The organism is Blautia schinkii (assembly GCF_013304825.1).
GTDB classification, from domain to species: domain Bacteria; phylum Bacillota; class Clostridia; order Lachnospirales; family Lachnospiraceae; genus Blautia_A; species Blautia_A schinkii_B.
This window is the reverse complement of sequence record NZ_JAAWUO010000021.1, coordinates 19,007-38,286: the sequence shown is the minus strand read 5'-3', so window position 1 is coordinate 38,286 and position 19,280 is coordinate 19,007. Positions and strand designations below refer to the sequence as shown.

Below are 19,280 nucleotides of genomic sequence, written 5' to 3'. Positions count from 1 at the left end.
ATTATTTCTCCTCCTGGTTTTTAAATACAATTTTTCCGTCACAGATAGTATAAAGAACTTTTCCTTTTACTTTCCAGCCGTCAAACGGTGTGTTATGTCCTTTAGAAACAAATTTTTTCTTATCAATAGCATATTCATGCTCTGTGTCTACGATGATCACATCTGCAGGATGACCTTTCTGCAAAGTACCGCTTTCAAGACCTAAGATCTTCGCAGGATTCAGGCACATCTTCTCTACCATCTGCTTTAGGGTGATCACGTCTTTTTCAACCAGCTCTGTGTAGGTAAGCGGAAGGCTTGTCTCAATTCCCACGATGCCAAATGGTGTGTTCTTCATGGATCCTGTTTTCTCCTGGGCACTGTGCGGTGCATGGTCTGTACTGATCACCTGGATCGTACCGTCCTTAAGGCCCTGTTTCAGCGCTTCCACATCCTTCGGTGTACGAAGAGGCGGATTCATCTTATAATTCGGATCATCTGTCTTAATATCATCAGAAGAAAGAATAAAATGATGCGGGCATACTTCTGCTGTAATGTTGTCGTAGCCTTTTTCTTTTACGAACTTCATCATCTGGGCATCTCCGTATGTGGAGCAGTGGCAGAGGTGAAGATGTACGCCTGTTTCAAGCGCAAGAATGATATCCCTTGCTGTGATAGTATCTTCCACTGCATTGCAGATTCCCGGAAGTCCCAGTCTTCTGGCATTCTCATCATCATTCATACATCCATCACCGCGGAGATCGATATCCTCGCAGTGGTCAAAAAACGGAATACCACATTCCGCCGCAATCTTCATAGCTTCCTTACAAAGTGCTGTATTCATTACAGATTTTCCATCCTCGGAAACAGCCGGAATTCCAGCCTCTGCCATTCCTTTGATGTCTGCAAGTTCTGTTCCTTTCTCGCCTTTCGTGGCAGCCCCGGCCTGAAGTACATGGATACCTGATACCTGTGCAGCCTTGTTATGTACATAATTTACTCTGTCCGGATTGTCGATGGTGGGAGTTGTATTGGGCATGGCAACTACGGTTGTCACACCACCGCGGGCTGCTGCTGCAGAACCGCTCATGATATCTTCCTTATGTGTCTGTCCCGGATCACGGAAATGTACATGAAGATCAATGATTCCCGGCATTACCAAAAGTCCCTTTGCATTGATTACTATGTCGCCGTCTTTCTTCTTCAGTTTCTGTCCAATCTCCGTGATGATTCCGTCTTTCAGATAAATATCGCCTGTTTTATCTGTATCTGTGGCCGCATCCACGATCCGGCCTCCCTGAATCAGAATCCCCATTTATGTTCTCCTCTCATCTTCTTATAGTAGTATTTATAATATATTCTATTATATCATACACGAAAATTCTCTTTTTATAAAGAATTTTTTTACAAAGGATTTCTGAGTGCTTTTGGGCGCGGAAATTGTTGGAATTTTCTCCTTGACATTTCAAAACACGGGTTATATAATCAGAACATGGCAAGATATTTAATGTAAAATCACTAGTTTTTAGAGATTATATTTACATGAATATAGTCTGTAAAATCTGGTGATTTTTTATTATCATCAGAAGGCTATTTTAACTTTTTTATTTCTATGGAGGTAACACAAAATGAACAAGGGAACTGTAAAATGGTTCAACGCAGAAAAAGGTTATGGTTTTATCACAGGTGAGGACGGACAGGACGTATTCGTACACTTCTCCGCTATCAACGGTGAGGGCTTCAAATCTCTCGAGGAGGGACAGGCTGTATCCTACGACTTAACAGAAGGCGCACGCGGAATGCAGGCTGCTAACGTTACAAAGTTATAATTTATCAGATAAATCTATAACCATAAGAAACGTATAAGTCAAACGGGACTGCTCATATGAGTAGTCCCGTTTTTAATATATGATCCGTTCTGATATTTACTGCTGTTTTACCATTGCCGCTTTACATTATTCCCTGCATTAAATATAAAAATCCCCCGGAATGCTGAACCATCCTCCCCAAAAACAAACCATTCTCTGGAGGATAATTTCTGAACACCCCGGGGATTTTCTTATATTTGTTCTTCGCTGACCGCTGCTTATTTTCCAGGCGATCCTGTTATTCTGCACTGTCTGTGGACAGACCGGAAATGTAATCGGTCAGTGCAGAAGTATCCATTACTGTATCTACTTTAACACTGTTCTCCTTAGCCTGGATCTTCGTATAAGCAGAATAGCCAATCCATCCTACAAATAAAGCTGCAATCAGAATCCATGCTGCCATCTCAAGAACAAACTCCGCACGTTCTTTCTTCATGGCACTGGTACGTGTAGATTTGCTATTCTTATATTTATCAACTTTCTTCTGGCTCATTGTCTTTCTCCTTTGCCGGTTCAAATACTTCGTCTATTATAGCACATCTGTTTCCAAAAGAAAAGTAAAGAGTTCACGTTATTATACTGCTACGATCACTCCACCATCGTTGGCATACATACTGCTGACGCCTGCAGTATCCATCACTACGATATTGGCCGGGTTCAGTCTCTCACGAATGGCTTCTTCCAGCATCCTTGCTCTCTCCGGACAGTTGCAGTGTGTAATAGCAACTGTCTTGGACTGGATATTGATTCCTTTCTCACCAATGTGATTTACCATCTTGACGATAGCCTTGTTCATGCCTCTGGCCTGATCCAGCTGGCAGATATTCCCCTCTGGTGTGGATCCCATTACAGGTTTGATCTTTAATGCACTGGCAACCAGAGCCTTCACTCTGCTGAGACGGCCATTCTTACGCAGGGTTTCCAGATTCTCCAGTACAAAAAAAGTGCTCATTTCTTCAATATATTCATCTACTGTACTAATAACCTCTTCAAAAGAAAGTCCCTTATTCTCACATTCAATGATCTTCATAGCGATCAGACTCTCGCCACCGGATGCTGACTTGGAATTAAAAACATGTATCTTCTTTTCAGGATGTTCTTCCAGATACAGATTTTTCCCCAATACTGCACTGTTATAGGAACCACTCAGCTCGGAAGAAAGAGTCACAGCATAAATATGTTCTGCTTCATTCTCATATGCCTTCATATAGCATTCCGGAGACGGACATGCAGATTTCGGGCATTCCGGGCACTCCGCAACTTTTTTCAGAAAGCTCTTCTGATCAAAGGTCTGATCATCTATGATACTCTCATCGCCTACCATCAAGGTAAGCGGTACAGATTCTACTCTCTCGTCCTCTTTCCATTCATTCAAAAGTTCTCCACAGCTATCTATCGTAATCTTATAACTCAATTATATCGTCCTCTTTTCCATTATATGTAGTATTTAATACCACATCTATGGTATCACATAAACACGTATTTGAAAAGAGTTTTTTAAAAAGTCTATTCTTTTTTCTTTATCTGAGCTATAATATCCCTACATGCGATTACAAACGAAAGGAAGTGTAACATGCTGGCACTGAAGATCACCGATATCCGGGATTTTACCAACAAACTTTTTATAGGAGAAGTTTTTGACAAATTCTGTCTGACGGAAGCCTCCATAACTACTTTTAATACTTTTAGTATTGACGGCAGACTTCTGAAAGATTTTTTTGATACAGACAGTTTGAATAAAATCACAGAACATGGACGGACTCACTCACTTTGGAAGGATATCCGACCTTTCTGCTGGTCTGTGATACGTGGGAAGCGCACCCCGCTGAGTTTCAAGATTGTACTTCATTTAAGTCGAAGCGGTGTGGAAGCCGCAGTGCGAAATACAGATATGGGAATTTCTTCTGAACAAATTGACGGCTTATTTTTGAACCTTCAGTTCAAAAACAATAGTCTCCTTTGTACTACCGGACTTTCTCTCCGGACTTTCTCTATGGATAAACGTCCGGAACAGCTATGGGATGACATGATCCTCCATTTCCTTGATCAGAACCAGATACTCTTTGAGCAGCTCTGATCAGGCGCTTTCACTTTCTTCCATTTCAAGCAGATAATATGCCAGCATATCAATAAATTCACTGTTAGTTGGTTTGTAGTTCAGTGAATATCCTGCTATCTCCTCCAGGAACTTTCGATTTCCTTCCCAACAGACATTTACCAGTGTACGGATATCATGCTCTACATTGGTAGGTGTGGATTTATACTTTTTAGCCAGATTCGGATAGATATCTTTTGTGATCCGCAGAGGTTTCTCCTGATAGGTCATTGTCATGCGAATGGCATCTGCTGTAAAAAAATACCCTTTATATTTTGAATTCGCACCAAGCTTTCTTATTAAACCGTATATTTTTTTCATACATTTTCCTCCGCTTTTCTTTTTTTTCGAATATTCCCTCATATATAATACGACTTTTATATATATTTTTCGCTTTCTTCTGAAAATTTATTTTATATATATACTTAAGATAATATTCGAAGGCTGATATGCTACAAATTTTATTTCATTCCCTTATTTTTCTGTTATGCGCAGTATATTACATCAAATCGCAGAAATTGTGTTAAAGATACGCATATTGTATAAAAAATATCTGCTTTTTTCGACATAAAAAAGCCTCTTGTCCATCACCGGACAAGAGACTTTCGAAAAAATCATTTTATTTTGTAAGAACCATCAGAATATCGTTGCTTCTCTTGACGAATTTTGTCATTTCTTCTGGTGAAAGCTGTTTATGACTCATCATAGCCAGATCATAAAGCTGCTCACAGATCACCGGAACATGCTCGGATTCCTGATTCTCAGCTACGAATTTTACAAGTGGATGATTAGCATTAAGTACCAGTACTTCCTGTCCGCCGAACATGTTCGGATCCATTCCGTACATATTATACATCTTCATCATATCCTGCATACGGCGACTCTCCTCCGGAAGAGTGATCATCGCTGCAGTTCCTTCGTTTTTCAGTTTCTCAACTTTCACTTCCAGTTTATCTTTACCGAGGTTCTTGCGGAATACATCTGTCAACGTCTTAACTGTAGTCTCATCTGTCTCGCCGTCCTCACGAAGTTCTTCTGTCAGATCTGCATCAATTCTCTTGAACTGTACAGTCTGATCCTGCTGTTCCAGATGAGAAATAAACTGAGAATCGATCACATGTTTCAGGATCACAGCATCCTTGCCTGCCTCCCGGAACATATTGATATACTGGCTCTGCTGAACCTCATCTGTCACATAATAGATAACTGTCTTCGGAGCTTCCTCCTTCTTGTTTTCCTCAGATGCCTTCTCCTCAGATTCTTTCTCTGCCTCTTTTATCTCTTCTTTCCTGTTCTCTTCAATGCAGTCTTTCAGAGTGAGATATTTGCCATCCAGGTTCTTAAAGAGAATATAATCATTCATCTTCTCTCCGAATTTAGCATCTTTGATGCATCCGAATTTAATGAACGGGCTGATATCATCCCAGTATTTCTCATAGGATTCTCTGTCAGTCTTGCACATTCCAGTAAGCTTATCCGCAACTTTCTTGGTAATATACTCGGAGATTTTTCTTACAAAACCATCATTCTGCAGGGCAGAACGGGAGACATTCAGTGGAAGATCCGGACAGTCGATCACACCTTTGAGAAGGAGCAGGAATTCCGGAATAACTTCTTTGATATTATCTGCGATAAATACCTGGTTGTTGTAAAGTTTGATAGTTCCCTCAATGGAATCATACTCTGTTCTGATCTTCGGGAAATACAGGATACCTTTCAGGTTAAACGGATAATCCATGTTCAGATGGATCCAGAACAGCGGCTCTTTGTAATCCATAAATACCTTGCGGTAAAATTCTTTATACTCTTCATCTGTACATTCATTCGGATGTTTCATCCACAGCGGGTTGGTATCACTTAAGGATACCGGACGTTTATTGATCTTTACTTTATCTTTTGCAGGAGATACTTCTACGACTTCTTTCTCACCTTTATCGTTCTCTTGCTCCTCCGTCTTAGCTTCCTCATGAATGTGCTCAACTACCACATCATCCTCACGGAGATCTGCCTCATCAATTGTCTCATATTCTTGCTCTGCATTAGCTTTGGAAAGGTAGATGTTTACCGGCATAAAAGAACAGTATTTCTCAATAACCTCTCTCATACGGTATTCATTGGCAAACTCCAGGCTCTCTTCATTCAGGAAAAGTGTGATCTCAGTCCCCGGTACTGTCTTATTTCCATCTGCCATCTCGTACTCTGTACCGCCATCACAGGTCCAGTGAACCGGTGCGGAGCCTTCTTTATAGGAAAGTGTATCAATGTGTACTTCATCTGCTACCATAAATGCAGAGTAGAATCCAAGTCCGAAATGTCCGATCATCTGATCATCTGTTGTCTTATCCTTATATTTCTCAAGGAACTCTGTAGCACCGGAAAAAGCGATCTGGGTAATATATTCTTCTACCTCATCTGCTGTCATACCGATACCATTATCAATAAATTTCAGAGTCTTCTGATCCGGATCTACAATAACATTGACAGCTGGCTTGTAACCATCAGGGAATGTGTAATCACCCATAACTTCCAGTTTTCTCAGTTTGGTGATCGCATCACATCCGTTTGAGATCATCTCCCTTACAAAAATATCATGGTCTGAATATAACCACTTCTTGATAATAGGGAAAATATTTTCACTATTGATTGATAAACTTCCATGTTTTGCTGACATGTATGTCACTCTCCTTTTGTTCTTATTCCTTATGTTCCGGCGAACCGGAAACTTGTTTCTGTTTTTTTAATAAATATATACTAATACGACTTTTTGCAAAAGTCAAGCAAAATTTAGCACTCGCCAATTTTGAGTGCTAGCAACAATTTTCACATCTTCTGTTCTACATATCAAAAACATCCCTGCATTTTTCATGCAGGGATGCTGGTTTATCCGTTATCTGTTTTATTTTTTATTTTTTCGGTACACAAGGATTCCGCCAATGCACGCAGCTGCAGCTACAAGAATGATCGCAAATGGAACGATTGGTGTACTATCTCCTGTCTGTACTGCTGATTTCTTATTTGTTCCGGTAACAGAAGGATTTGGTGTAATTGTTGCAGTCACACTAGCTGCCTGTGATACATTAAAAGTAACTTTTTTGGAAGATTCGCTTCCTGTATTCTCCCATTTTGAGCCATTGTATTTCTGCTGCTTAAACGTAACAGCAAGAGTATACTGTCCTGCTTTGCTTACACGGAAAGTAGCAGTATACGGAGCTGCATCCCAGGTACGTGTTTCTGTGATCTTCCAGCTTCCCGGCAGATATCTTGTATCTCCCTTCTTCGGGCTTTCATTATCCATACCTGCGCCAACCGCTGTAAATGTGATCTTGCTGTTTGTATCATACTTGCCATTGGCATCAATACCTGTGATCTTATTCTCTGTTTCTTTGGCCTGAGTACCTTTGTATGCTTTTACTGTGACACTCACGGCAATAACAGTACTGATATTATCCGGATTCTTCACTCCATCCGGAAGTATAACAGTACCTTTGACATTAAAAATCTGCCTGTCAGCAGAAGACGGGTTGTAAGAACAACCTTTTACATCCCATTTTACAGATGCTTTCGTTTCACCTTTTGTTGTTGTGATCTTCACTGTTGATGGAAGTTTCAGTGCCTTCTGAGATTTCTCAGTTCCATTAGGAAGATCCTTGATATCTGATGGCTTTTTGATTCCTGTAAGATTATTGGCAGTAACTGTTTTCTTGGAAACGCTGAAATGAGCATTCACATAGCAGCTTACGTTTCCACTGTTGAAAACACTGATATCTTCCAGATATTCACCCTGAGTAAGTCCGTTCTTAGGCTGTACGGTAAATGTTGCACTGCTGCCTGCGGAAAGCTCCAATGCAGAAAGCTCTCCAATGATATAATAATCACTCCCTGGCTGCTTCAGCGTAATGCTGGTATTTCCTGTATTTGTTACTGTAACAGTCTGCACTGCCGGTGCATTCTTGTATCCTTCTTCAGAAGTTCCAAATTCAAGGCTCTCCGGACTGATGGAGAGATCGTATACAGGCTGTGGTTCTGTCACTGCAAAAGATACAGAAACCGAAGTCAGTGTATTGCCATCAATATCTTTTACACTGATTCTGCCATTGTATTGATTTGCGGAAAGGCCGGTTTTCGGCTGTACTGTAAATGAAGCACTCTCATCAGGATTGATAACTTCTGACGTGATCGTTCCTACTTCATAATTGACAGCTGTCGGCTGTGCCAGACGAACAGCCACAGTGCCTGTGTTGGTGACAGTGATCGTCTTTGCCTCCGGAGCTGTATCATATCCCTGTTCCAGGCTGCCGAAATCCCATTCAGCAGGATCCACACTCACAGATGGCTCCTCTTTAACAGCTTCCTTTACGCTCACCCTGGCAGTTACTGTTGCTCTGGCTGCTTCATCTTCTTCGACAGAAAAAACAATTTCATCTTCATAAGGATTGCTCTGAGCAGAAAGACCCTTCTTCGGCTGTATTGTAAACATCTGCTCTTCTCCGGATGCAAGCTGGATATTTCCCTCTGTTTCCACTGAAGTTACCGGTGTAACATCAAAATGATCCGCTGTCGGCTGTACAAGTGTTACATTTTCTGATCCATCATTACAAATGGTAACTGTACGTGTTTCCAGTTCCTCATATCCTTCTGTCAGGGTATCAAAAGTAAGCTCTGAATTATCATCTGCCACACTGAGCTTATATGTTTTTTCCTGATCTTTTCCGGAATCCGGTATTTCTCCCGGATCTGCGTTCTGAGCCTCTTTTACTGTGAAATCAGCTTCAAAAGATATATTTACTCCTTCTTCTGTTTCATAAGTAATAGTATCTTTGTATTCTCCGACAGAAAGTCCCTCTCTTGGTACTACCCATGCAGTTGTGGTCTCCCCGGCTTTCAGTGGCTGGTCATTGATATCCGCCACCATGAAATGATCCGGCGACATGCTTTTGAAGTTCAGTTCACCAGTTCCGGTATTCTTAATGGAAACATACTGCGCATCCGGAATTACTGTATATCCCTCTTCTGCAGAGCCAAAATCCAGAATACCGCTTCCATCTTCTGTAGTTATTTCTGCGGAATAAGAAAATTCCTGGGAATCTGTGCCAGCTTCCTCACTGCTGTCATTCTGGGATCCGCTGTTTTCTTCGGTCTCACCGGAAGTTTCACCGGCAGCTTCTGTATCAGCACTGTCTGCAGGATCTGTTTCTGAACTGCTGTCTTCTGAATCTGCTGCTTTTTCCGTTTTTCCGGAATCTTTGGCTTCTTCTTTCTTCCGCTCAGCAAAAGCCTTAGCTTCTTCCTCTGTCTCAGAAACCTCATATATTGCAGCTGTAAGGCTTCCGCTGATTCCTTTATCCTCTTTTCCTGTTATCTTAAGGACAATCGGAAGTCCAACTGCGGTCTCATCAATCTTATAGCTCTTATCTGTGCTGACCTCTGTAAGAAGATCTCCATCTTTCAGTGACCATGAAAAATCTACAAGATCATCTGTGATCCCCTCCGGTTTCACTTTTGAATAATCGGCGCTTAATGTTGTTCCAACAGCTGCGCTCCCCTTGATCTTAAGTGTTCCATCCAAAGCTCCTGACGGAGCTGCTGACGCAAACACCACAGACGGAATCAGAGTCATCACCATAAGCACAGCCATCACAATTGCCAGTACTCTGTTTTTCCTCATATTCCTTCCTCCTTTACATCAATTTTTTTCTCCCCGTATCTCTAATTCATACGCAGAGCTCTCTGTTTGCTGATGCAAGTTTATCATATTTAATTTTCTGCAATGTAATTCACGCTTTACGAAGGATTAGTCAGCCTTCCACAATAAGATATTTACCATCCGGAAGTTTGAATACTTCGCTCTCTTCCTCAAGCTCTTTAAAGGAAAGCCCCTCCACGTCAGCTCCCATTCCGTCCAAGTATTTTTTTACATCTTTAAGGGAATCCAGAACAACAGCCATACAGTCCTCCAGGAATGCCTCTGCCTCCTCAAAATCATCTGCTACCGACTCATCAAAAAGCCGGCCTTGGTTTTTCAGAAATGTCTCAACATATTCTTTCTTGTACATATCAAAATATCTCCTTTATATTTCCGCCTGCCTGTATCAGTTTTCGAAGCACCGGCGCAACTTCTTCTGTCTCGTAGGCTGCCGCCTCACGTACACCCTGTTTCGCATGCTTCATGGCAAAGCTGTATTTCACAGATTTCATCATTTCAATATCATTGTATTCGTCACCAAAGGCCACACATTCCTCCGGTCCGATTCCAAAAATTTCCTGGTATTTCCGGATTCCCTTAGCCTTGTTGGTAGTAAACGGGATAAAATCCACCCACGCAAATCCCGATGTAACAACTGTACAGCGATCCCCGAACCGTTCTCTCCAGTAACGGATAGACTCTTCTGTCATTCCATTGCGTTCATAAACTGCCACCTTCATACAGGGGTCTGTGATCTCATCCAGGCTTTCTATGATCCTGCACTGATTTTTTACTTCTTCCACCATCAGATGACGGTAATGCTCTGTTTTTGGCATGATATAATAAAAATCTTTTGTAGAGCAGGAAAACTCAGCGTCTTTTTTCTCATGGATTGCCTCAATGATCTCCATTACAAGATCTTTATCAAAGCTGTCGCAATAAAGAAGCTTCTCATTTTGAATTGCAAGACCGCCGTTTTCACTGATAAATGCCATATCATCCCTTACCGGTAAAAAAAGATTCCGCATATTGGCATACTGTCTTCCGCTGGCTGCCACAAAAAGAATCCCCATATCTTTCAGTTCTTTTATCAGGGAAAAAATCTCCTCCGGAATCGTCTGGCTGCCGCCTGTAAGAAGGGTTCCGTCCAGATCACTGGACACCATCTTAATCATGATTCTTCTCCTTATATACAGAAAGCAGATCCTTCGGGCCACCGGCAATTACATCTGCGCCGTTTCCTTCCAGTTCCGCTCTGTCACGAAATCCCCAGAGTGCGCCAACTGTATACATGCCCGCCGCCTTACCTGTCTTCATATCTGTCTTGGTGTCCCCGATGTACATACATTCTTCTGGTTTTACCCCGAAATTTTCCGCAATCTTTAAAGGGCCGTCCGGTGCCGGTTTTCTGCGGATTCCTTCCTGCTGTCCCATAACTTCGTCAAAAATGTCCCCATACATAGCCTTCACTACTTTCCGTGCGGCAATATGCGGCTTGTTGGAGCAGACTGCCAGCTTCATTCCCTTTGCTTTCAGTTCCTCAACTGTCTCAGGCATATCCTTGTATGGAACCACCTTATATAAAGGATCCTCGTCGAATTTTTTTCGATAGAGCTCTCTTACTTCTTCATAATGAATGAGCTCCGGATCACCAGCATCAATAAGACATCTTTTGATCAGCATGTCTGCACCTTCGCCGCTATAATACCGGAAATTATCTGTCGGCTGAGGTTTCAGTGAGAATTTTTCCATGATCTCATTAGCTACATAAGCCATGGATTCCAGTGTATCTGCAAGTGTTCCGTCCAGGTCAAATATACACGCTTTTATCATTTTTTCATCCTTTCAGGTTTATTCCGTTTTTTTTCGTCTCGTAGATCAGTCTTGCCACAGGCAGGCCTACCACATTGTTGTAGTCTCCCCGGATTCCTTTCACATAGGCTCCCCAGGCCCCTTGAATACCGTAGCTTCCTGCTTTATCCATAGGATCTCCGCTTTCTACGTATGCTGTGATCTCCTCATCTGTTGCCGGGTAAAAAATCACATCTGTACATTCAAAAAATGTAAGGGACTTCCAGCTGCCGTTTTCTTCTGCCAGTATCGTAACGCCTGTATAAACCTGATGTGTATTTCCCTGAAGCATACGGAGCATCTGGACTGCATCTTCTTTGCCGGAAGGCTTTCCTAAAATTCTGCCTTCATAGGATACAATGGTATCGGCACCGATCACTGCAAAACCCTCCGGCACATGACCATTCTGCTTTTCCAGAGCTTTGGCTGTGAACATAGCTTTCTGATAGGAAAGCTCCTCCACGACTTTTGAAGGTTCTGTGCTGGTGATTCGTTCTTCGCCATCAGCTGGCATCACTTCAAATGTTACGCCGACCTGACTTAAAAGTTCCCGTCTCCGCGGAGATGCGGAAGCAAGTACGATTTTTTTCATCTATGTGTTCCTCTCTTTCCTGTGTTACCAGTATAACCTTTTTCCGGGAGAGGTGCAACCGGCAAAAAAATACACCGGGAAATATACATCCCGGCGTATCTGTTAATCTTTATTTGTTTTCTCAGGCTTTCGGCAGTTTGAAAGAACTCTTCAGGGAAACGATACGGTTAAATACCGGTGCACCTTCCCGGGAATCGTGAATGTCTGCACAGAAGAATCCGTTGCGGACGAATTGATAGCTGTCATAGCCTTTTGCTTTGAGAAGTTCCGGCTCTACGTAAGCACTTGTTACAATGAGGGAATTCGGATTTACATTGAGAGATCCGTCTTCCTTATTGTAAACACCTTTTTCCTCATCTACGATGTTCTCGTAAAGTCTCACCTCAACTTTACCTGCATTGGATGCTTCTACCCAGTGAATGGTTCCTTTTACCTTACGGCCATCCTGAGCATTTCCACCCTTGGTTTCAGGATCATATGTGCAGTGTACCACACGGATCGTTCCGTCATCGTCTGCCTCATATCCTGTACAGGTCACGAAATATGCATTCATCAGACGCACTTCATTTCCAATGTAAAGACGTTTATATTTCTTAGGCGGCTCAGCCATGAAATCATCACGCTCGATATAAAGCTCTCCGCTGAAAGGAATCTTTCTGGTACCCAGTTCTTCATTCTCCATGTTGTTCGGGGCTTCCAGATACTCTACCTGTCCTTCCGGATAGTTATCGATCACAAGCTTGATCGGATCAAGAATTGCCATCATACGCGGACGTTTCAGCTTCAGATCCTCACGGATGCAGTACTCAAGCATTGCATAATCAACAGAGCTGTTAGCCTTGGAAACACCGCAGAGTTCTACGAATTTACGGATGGATTCCGGTGTAAATCCACGTCGACGAAGTGCAGCGATGGAAACCAGTCTCGGGTCATCCCAGCCATCTACGATGCCGTCCTCCACAAGTTTTTTGATATAGCGTTTACCGGTAACAACATTGGTCAGATAAAGCTTCGCAAACTCAATCTGTTTCGGTGGATGCGGATACTCCAGTTCTTTTACAACCCAGTCATAAAGCGGTCTGTGATCCTCAAACTCCAGTGTACAGATAGAATGTGTTACGCCTTCAATAGCATCCTCGATCGGATGAGCAAAATCGTACATCGGGTAGATACACCATTTATCACCTGTATTATGGTGTGTCATACGTGCCACACGATAGATAACCGGATCACGCATATTCATATTCGGTGACGCCATATCAATCTTCGCACGGAGAACTTTCTCTCCATCGCCGTATTTACCTTCGCGCATCTCTTCAAAGAGCTGGAGGTTCTCCTCTACTGTACGGTTTCTGTACGGGCTCTCTTTACCTGGTTCTGTAAGGGTTCCTCTGTATTCACGGATCTGATCTGCTGTCAGGTCACATACAAAAGCCTTACCCTTCTTAATAAGCTTCACAGCCGCTTCATACATCTGGTCAAAATAGTCAGATGCAAAGAAAAGTCTGTCTTCCCAGTCTGCTCCGAGCCATTTCACATCAGCCTTGATGGATTCTACAAATTCTGATTTCTCTTTTGTAGGATTGGTATCATCAAAACGAAGATTGAATTTTCCGTTGTATTTCTGAGCCAGTCCATAGTTTAAAAGTATGGATTTCGCATGTCCGATATGAAGATAGCCGTTCGGCTCCGGCGGAAAACGTGTATGCACAGTGTCGTACACACCTTCTGCAAGATCTTTGTCTATAATATTCTCAATAAAATTCTTGGAAACTGTCTCGTTGTCCATTGATCTCCCTCCTAAATATCATCCTGATGTTTTATCTTATCATAAATTTTGAGTTTTTGAAACCCACAAAAACTGTATTTAATTAAAAGTTTTCTTATGTTTTTACATTTTTACTCATGTTTTGTCATGATCGTACATTATTGACACTACTATATCGCAGGAATATAATAAATATGTATTAAATTTCATACATTCTAAGGAGGAAAAAGTTATGAAAAAGCACTTCAAAAAATTTCTGACACTTATTGTAGCTCTGGTAGTAGTTTTATCTGCTGTTCCGGTGTCTGCGAAGACTGTCACTGAAACAATGGCAAAAGAATATGTCTATCTTCAGCCTCGTATTGGCTGCAGCAAAATGGTCGGCTCTTTTCACCCGAAACAGAAAGTCAAATTCGCCTATAACAAAAAAATCGGAAAAGTAAAAACTACCCGAAAAGATCTTTATGGTTACTACTGGTATTCTTTCTATCCAACAAAAGCCGGAAAAACAACAGTTACCACCACATACCTGAACAGCTATGATTCCTACAAAACAACATTTAAGGAAATTGATAAATATCCATTTATTATTTTAAATTATCAGAACCCGGTTTCTTCTTCAAAACTTGGAAATACCCGTATTTCCGGAAGCAGATTTAATAAAACTGATAAAATTTATATGAGTTATAATGCCTACTCCAAAAAAACCCAGACCTTCAAATTAACTCCTAAAAAAGGTTGGATTGTTGATCGTGTCCAGATAAAAGATAAAAAAGGATTTGTTACTAAATCTTTTTATGCCGCTTACGGTGATTACAAGCATGCCGGCAAATTTACTTCTGCTAAAGTACGTGCAACAGGTGGAAAGGGAAATTATATTTTATCCATTTATACACGCAATCAGAAAACAAACGCTTGCGTTGAAACCCAGATTGTTTTCAAATAACAACTGTTTATTTCTCAAAAGATACCGCAAAACATCATTACAGATGCTCTTGCGGTATCTTTTTAATTATCCTATATTTCACATAATACTTAGCAGCCTAATACCTGATGAATTTTTTTCAAAATAAACTGTTGACAATATGCCTTTCATCTGATAATATAAACAACTGTGAGCGGTGCAAACATCGCAAAACAAGCTGCTGTGGCTCAGTCGGTAGAGCGTCGCCTTGGTAAGGCGGAGGTCACGGGTTCGATTCCCGTCAGCAGCTTTATTTTTTGGTTAAATGCTCTAAAAAAACATCCCACAGAATCAATCCGCTTTTATCGGTAATTTCTGTGGGATTTCTTTTTTTATTCCTCTGTGTTGTCTGTCTCGTCTCCGTTCTCAGCAGTTTCCGTCTCTGCTGCTTCTTCTAAAGATTCCTCTGTCTCAGATCCTTCCTCGGAATCCTCCTCAGCTTTATCCTCAACCGATGTTTCTTCTTTCGCTGCATCTACAGTCTCAGATGTTGTCTTATCCCAGTCCTGGAAAACTTCTTTCTCTTCTTTTTCTTCTTTCTTGTCGTCTTCTTCAAAATCGTCAAGATCATCGAAATCATCTTCGAAGTCTTCTTCATACGCTTTCTTTCTTGTCACAAGTGCTACAACTGCACCTGCTGCCGCAGCTGTCAGTGCGCCTACAGCAACCAGTCCCCAATATTTATTGATCTTTGCCATGGTCTTGGTCTCCTTTCTTTTTCCGCTTCTTTTACCCTTTATTGTAATACTTTTATTCTCAAAATGAAAGAGAATCAAGAAGAATTATTCAGAAATATTTTTTTATTTTTTTACGGATTCTGCGCAGTGCATTGTCAATAGATTTAGGTGTTTTCCCCAGGATCTCTGCGATTTCAATGTAGCTATTTCCTTCCAGATACAGATGCAGCACCCGGTTTTCTAGAGAGCTTAAACTCTTTTCCATCTCATTCTCCAAAGCACTTACATTCTCTCTGTCAATAAGGATCGACTCCGGATTATCATGCTCTGCATAAGTATCTCTGAGATCTTCTTCTGTTTCACTGCTGCTCAATGATACATATGTGTTCAACGGCTGATGCTTCTGGCGGTTGGAACTTTTGATTGCACTGTAAATCTGCCTGTCAATGCACAAATTAGCAAAGGACTGAAAAGAAGCCTCCCTGTCCGGCTGGTAATCACGCACTGCCTTAAACAGTCCGATCATACCTTCCTGGATCAGATCATCGGTATCTCCTCCTATGAGGAACATGGCACGGGCCTTTTTTTTGACCAGTCCTTTGTACTTTTCCATAAGATAATCTGCAATAGCGGATTCCCCGGCCCGAAGCCTTCTGATCAGTGTTTCATCCGCTGTTTCATTATATCGGCACATTTTTTCTCCGCACAGCTTCTGCTGTTATATGCTTATTTTGACATTCTCTGTCTTACGATCTCAAAAGCAAGGACTCCTGCAGCTACGGAAGCGTTCAGGGAATCGATATCTCCATTCATCGGGATCGCAGTTGTAAAGTCACATTTTTCTTTCACAAGACGGCTGACGCCGTTTCCTTCGTTTCCGATCACAAGACCGATCGGACCTGTCAGATTCTGTCTGTACATCACTTCACCATCCATATCTGCACAAACGAACCAGATGCCTTTTTCCTTCAGCTCATCAATGGTCTGTCCAAGATTGGCTACTTTGGCTACCGGTGTATAATTCAATGCACCTGCAGAAGTCTTCGCTACTGTAGCTGTCAGACCTACAGCTCTGTGTTTCGGGATGATCACGCCATGAGCTCCTGCAAGATTGGCAGTTCTGATGATAGCTCCAAGATTATGAGGATCTTCGATATTATCAAGAAGAATGATAAAAGGAGCCTCTCCCTTATCTTCTGCTTTCTTCAAGATATCCTCTACTGTGGAATAATCATAAGCTGCTACCTGAGCGATCACTCCCTGATGTGCACCAGTCTCACTCATGGAATCCAGACGTTCCTTTGGAACAAATTTCACAATCGTATCATGCTTTCTGGCCTCTCTTGCGATAGTACGCACCGGACCATCCTGGCATCCATCCAGTATAAAAAGTTTATCTACACATTTACCGGAACGAAATGCCTCAAGAACCGCATTTCTTCCTTCTATCATCTCAGTCAACTTTAAACTCCTCCTTCTCAAGTCCTGCGCGGACCAGTTCCAGTATCCTTGAAAAATCCTCTTTCAGATACAGATATCCCATCAGTGCCTCAAAACCTGTGGCACGTCTGTAATCTGCCATAGTAGCATGTTTCGCCATAGTAGCAGAATGAGCATTTCTTCCCCTGCGGTAAACATTTTTTTCCTCATCTGTCAGAAGCGGCTCAATCGCTTCCATCATTCCAGACTGAGCAGACGCTTTTACAAGGCTGCTGGCTTTTTTATGAAGTCGATTTACCGGACAGTTTGCTTTTTTTACAAGGATTGTCCGGATCACAAGCTCGTAAACACCATCCCCGATATAAGCCAGCGTCAGCGGTGAATAAGTCCGAAGATCTGTATCTTTAAGAGCAAACAGCTCTTTAAGCCGATTTAAGCTCTCTGCCATTTCACACCTTCTCTTGTATCTTTAAGAATGATACCTTTCTTGAGAAGCTCATCACGGATCTCATCTGCTCTCTTGAAGTCTTTTGCTTTTCTTGCAGCCTGACGCTCCTGAATCAGATCTTCGATCTCTTTGTCAAGGATTTCCTCTTTCTTCTCAATCTTCAGACCAAGTACATCACTGAGCTTGAAAAGCTCCTCATAAAGACCGCCTGCAAACTCTTTGGAACTGTTCTCATCTACATTTGTATTTGCGAATTTGACAAGCTCGAAGATTGCAGCCAGGGCATCTGCTGTGTTAAAATCATCATCCATGGCATCTTCAAACTTGGTAACAAAGCCTTCTGCTTCTTTGAGAAGTTCAAGCTCTTCTTCTGTAATGCTCTCTTTGGCTGCATTGTCTTTACGGTCCTTAAGTTTGCCTGCTGCCTCCAGGATACGCTCCAGAGAGTTCTTTGCAGCTTCCATCAGATCTGCACTGAAGTTTAATGGGCTTCTGTAATGTGCATTCAGCATAAAGAAACGAAGCACCTGAAGATCATACTGCTCACCAATCTGGCGGACTGTACGGAAGTTTCCAAGAGATTTGGACATCTTGCGGTTATCGATGTTCAGGAAACCGTTGTGCATCCAGTATCTTGCAAAAATTTTGCCATTGCAGCACTCACTCTGTGCGATCTCATTCTCATGATGCGGAAAAATCAGATCCTCTCCACCTGCATGGATATCGATCTCCTCGCCAAGATATTTCTTGGACATAACGGAACACTCAATATGCCAGCCAGGACGGCCGTCACACCATGGTGACGGCCAGGAAGGCTCGCCCTCTTTCTTCGGTTTCCAGAGTACGAAATCAAGCGGATCTTCTTTCTGATCTTCGCCGGATACTTTCAGGGAACGGAATCCTGACTGAAGATCATCCAGGTTCTTGTGAGAGAGTTTACCGTATTCCTTAAATTTCTTTACGCGGAAGTATACAGTTCCATCTGCTGCCGGATAAGCGTAGCCTTTATCAATGAGAGTCTGGATCATGTCGATCATTCCCTGGATCTCCTGCGTAGCCTGCGGCGCTGTTGTAGCCGGTTTAACATTCATGTCTGCCATATCTTTCTTGCACTCTTTAATATAGCGTGTGGAGACCTCCTCTGCGGAAACTCCTTCCTCAATGGCTTTCTTGATGATCTTGTCATCTACGTCCGTGAAGTTGGATACATAGTTTACTTCGTATCCTTTATATTCCATATATCTTCGTGCCGTATCAAAAATGATCATAGGGCGGGCATTTCCGATATGGATCAGATTATATACAGTAGGTCCGCAGACATACATCTTTACCTTGCCCTCTTCCAGAGGTACGAATTCCTCTTTTCTCCTTGTCAGTGTGTTAAAAATCTTCATGTTACTCTTCCTCCAATTTCCCGATTCTATACAGGGAGCAGATTGCCTGAGAGGAGATTCCCTCTCCCTGTCCTGTAAAACCAAGGCCCTCTTCTGTGGTTGCCTTGATATTCAGCTGTGATATCTCAATTCCAAGTGCCTCTGCAATATTCTCTCTCATCTTTGGAATATGCGGTGCCATCTTCGGCTTCTGGGCAATGATGGTTGCATCGATGTTTCCTACTGCATAACCGTTCTCCTTCAAAAGTCCTGCCACATGCACCAGGAGCTTCACACTGGAAATTCCTTTGTATGCCGGATCTGTGTCCGGAAAATGTTTTCCGATATCGCCTAGAGCTGCTGCTCCCAGAAGCGCATCCATAATGGCATGTATCAGTACATCTGCATCAGAATGTCCCAGAAGACCTTTTTCCCAGGGAATGTTCACTCCGCCAAGAATCAGATCTCTGTCTTCTGTCAGCTTATGTACATCATATCCCATTCCTACTCTCATCAAACCGTTCATCCCTGCCTTTCCTGCA

The 19,280-nt window shown here is 42.2% G+C and carries 20 protein-coding genes and 1 tRNA gene; 4 read left to right on the top strand and 17 right to left on the bottom strand.

Going from position 1 to position 19,280, the window contains the following annotated elements; translation table 11 throughout:
- Window position 1: 1 nt before the first annotated feature.
- A complete protein-coding gene (locus HFM85_RS14370; RefSeq protein ID WP_173738987.1) occupies window positions 2-1,294 on the bottom strand; it encodes a dihydroorotase in 1,293 nt (430 codons plus the stop codon).
- A gap of 313 nt (window positions 1,295-1,607) precedes the next feature.
- Here HFM85_RS14370 and HFM85_RS14365 point away from each other — a divergent pair, with 313 nt between their 5' ends.
- Window positions 1,608-1,808 carry a cold-shock protein gene (locus HFM85_RS14365; RefSeq protein ID WP_015525894.1) on the top strand — a complete coding sequence of 67 codons (201 nt, stop codon included), beginning with the start codon at window positions 1,608-1,610 and terminating at the stop codon, window positions 1,806-1,808.
- Window positions 1,809-2,085: 277 nt separating this feature from the next.
- Here HFM85_RS14365 and HFM85_RS14360 read toward each other — a convergent pair whose 3' ends face one another.
- Window positions 2,086-2,340 (bottom strand): hypothetical protein, encoded by a 255-nt coding sequence (locus tag HFM85_RS14360; protein WP_173738986.1) that lies wholly within the window; start codon window positions 2,338-2,340, stop codon window positions 2,086-2,088.
- Between the two features lie 81 nt (window positions 2,341-2,421).
- On the bottom strand, window positions 2,422-3,261 hold the full coding sequence (locus HFM85_RS14355) for a DegV family protein (RefSeq protein ID WP_173738985.1): 840 nt from the start codon (window positions 3,259-3,261) through the stop codon (window positions 2,422-2,424).
- 159 nt (window positions 3,262-3,420) lie between these two features.
- Here HFM85_RS14355 and HFM85_RS14350 point away from each other — a divergent pair, with 159 nt between their 5' ends.
- A complete protein-coding gene (locus HFM85_RS14350; RefSeq protein WP_173738984.1) occupies window positions 3,421-3,924 on the top strand; it encodes a DUF5721 family protein in 504 nt (167 codons plus the stop codon).
- Here the strand turns inward: HFM85_RS14350 and HFM85_RS14345 are convergent, their stop codons facing one another.
- The 8 genes from HFM85_RS14345 to HFM85_RS14310 all read right to left on the bottom strand — a co-directional run bounded on the left by HFM85_RS14345 (window position 3,925) and on the right by HFM85_RS14310 (window position 13,857).
- Window positions 3,925-4,263 (bottom strand): sporulation initiation factor Spo0A C-terminal domain-containing protein, encoded by a 339-nt coding sequence (locus HFM85_RS14345; RefSeq protein WP_173738983.1) that lies wholly within the window; start codon window positions 4,261-4,263, stop codon window positions 3,925-3,927.
- Window positions 4,264-4,561: 298 nt separating this feature from the next.
- Window positions 4,562-6,613: a molecular chaperone HtpG gene (gene htpG / locus HFM85_RS14340; RefSeq protein WP_173738982.1), complete on the bottom strand. Its 2,052-nt coding sequence runs from the start codon at window positions 6,611-6,613 to the stop codon at window positions 4,562-4,564.
- Between the two features lie 225 nt (window positions 6,614-6,838).
- On the bottom strand, window positions 6,839-9,607 hold the full coding sequence (locus HFM85_RS14335; protein WP_173738981.1) for a choice-of-anchor D domain-containing protein: 2,769 nt from the start codon (window positions 9,605-9,607) through the stop codon (window positions 6,839-6,841).
- A gap of 130 nt (window positions 9,608-9,737) precedes the next feature.
- Window positions 9,738-9,995 (bottom strand): glyoxalase, encoded by a 258-nt coding sequence (locus HFM85_RS14330; RefSeq protein ID WP_173738980.1) that lies wholly within the window; start codon window positions 9,993-9,995, stop codon window positions 9,738-9,740.
- Between the two features lies 1 nt (window position 9,996).
- Window positions 9,997-10,800: an HAD family hydrolase gene (locus HFM85_RS14325; protein ID WP_173738979.1), complete on the bottom strand. Its 804-nt coding sequence runs from the start codon at window positions 10,798-10,800 to the stop codon at window positions 9,997-9,999.
- Window positions 10,793-11,458, bottom strand: a complete 666-nt coding sequence (locus HFM85_RS14320) for an HAD family hydrolase (protein WP_173738978.1) — start codon at window positions 11,456-11,458, stop codon at window positions 10,793-10,795. Before HFM85_RS14320 ends, HFM85_RS14325 begins: the two co-directional genes overlap by 8 nt.
- Before the next feature lie 4 nt (window positions 11,459-11,462).
- Entirely contained in the window at window positions 11,463-12,068 is a 606-nt protein-coding gene (locus tag HFM85_RS14315) for a Maf family protein (protein WP_173738977.1), read from the bottom strand.
- Window positions 12,069-12,189: 121 nt separating this feature from the next.
- Window positions 12,190-13,857: a glutamine--tRNA ligase/YqeY domain fusion protein gene (locus tag HFM85_RS14310; RefSeq protein WP_173738976.1), complete on the bottom strand. Its 1,668-nt coding sequence runs from the start codon at window positions 13,855-13,857 to the stop codon at window positions 12,190-12,192.
- A gap of 211 nt (window positions 13,858-14,068) precedes the next feature.
- Between HFM85_RS14310 and HFM85_RS14305 the strand changes: the two genes are divergently transcribed.
- Together HFM85_RS14305 and HFM85_RS14300 are read left to right on the top strand one after the other, a co-directional pair.
- Window positions 14,069-14,782, top strand: a complete 714-nt coding sequence (locus HFM85_RS14305; RefSeq protein WP_173738975.1) for a hypothetical protein — start codon at window positions 14,069-14,071, stop codon at window positions 14,780-14,782.
- A 195-nt stretch (window positions 14,783-14,977) separates the two neighbouring features.
- Window positions 14,978-15,050: transfer RNA gene (locus HFM85_RS14300), tRNA-Thr, on the top strand.
- A gap of 82 nt (window positions 15,051-15,132) precedes the next feature.
- Here the strand turns inward: HFM85_RS14300 and HFM85_RS14295 are convergent.
- The 6 genes from HFM85_RS14295 to ispF form a co-directional block, all read right to left on the bottom strand.
- On the bottom strand, window positions 15,133-15,498 hold the full coding sequence (locus tag HFM85_RS14295; protein WP_173738974.1) for a hypothetical protein: 366 nt from the start codon (window positions 15,496-15,498) through the stop codon (window positions 15,133-15,135).
- Window positions 15,499-15,586: 88 nt separating this feature from the next.
- Complete coding sequence (gene sigH / locus HFM85_RS14290; RefSeq protein WP_173738973.1) at window positions 15,587-16,171, bottom strand: RNA polymerase sporulation sigma factor SigH; 585 nt, start codon at window positions 16,169-16,171, stop codon at window positions 15,587-15,589.
- Between the two features lie 32 nt (window positions 16,172-16,203).
- Window positions 16,204-16,929: a 23S rRNA (guanosine(2251)-2'-O)-methyltransferase RlmB gene (rlmB, locus tag HFM85_RS14285; RefSeq protein WP_173739009.1), complete on the bottom strand. Its 726-nt coding sequence runs from the start codon at window positions 16,927-16,929 to the stop codon at window positions 16,204-16,206.
- A 1-nt stretch (window position 16,930) separates the two neighbouring features.
- The gene (locus HFM85_RS14280; protein ID WP_173738972.1) at window positions 16,931-17,365 is read right to left on the bottom strand and encodes a Mini-ribonuclease 3; all 435 of its coding nucleotides are present in this window, start codon (window positions 17,363-17,365) and stop codon (window positions 16,931-16,933) included.
- Window positions 17,350-18,759 (bottom strand): cysteine--tRNA ligase, encoded by a 1,410-nt coding sequence (gene cysS / locus HFM85_RS14275; protein ID WP_173738971.1) that lies wholly within the window; start codon window positions 18,757-18,759, stop codon window positions 17,350-17,352. Before cysS ends, HFM85_RS14280 begins: the two co-directional genes overlap by 16 nt.
- Before the next feature lies 1 nt (window position 18,760).
- Window positions 18,761-19,252, bottom strand: a complete 492-nt coding sequence (ispF, locus tag HFM85_RS14270) for a 2-C-methyl-D-erythritol 2,4-cyclodiphosphate synthase (protein ID WP_274602653.1) — start codon at window positions 19,250-19,252, stop codon at window positions 18,761-18,763.
- Window positions 19,253-19,280 lie beyond the last annotated feature (28 nt).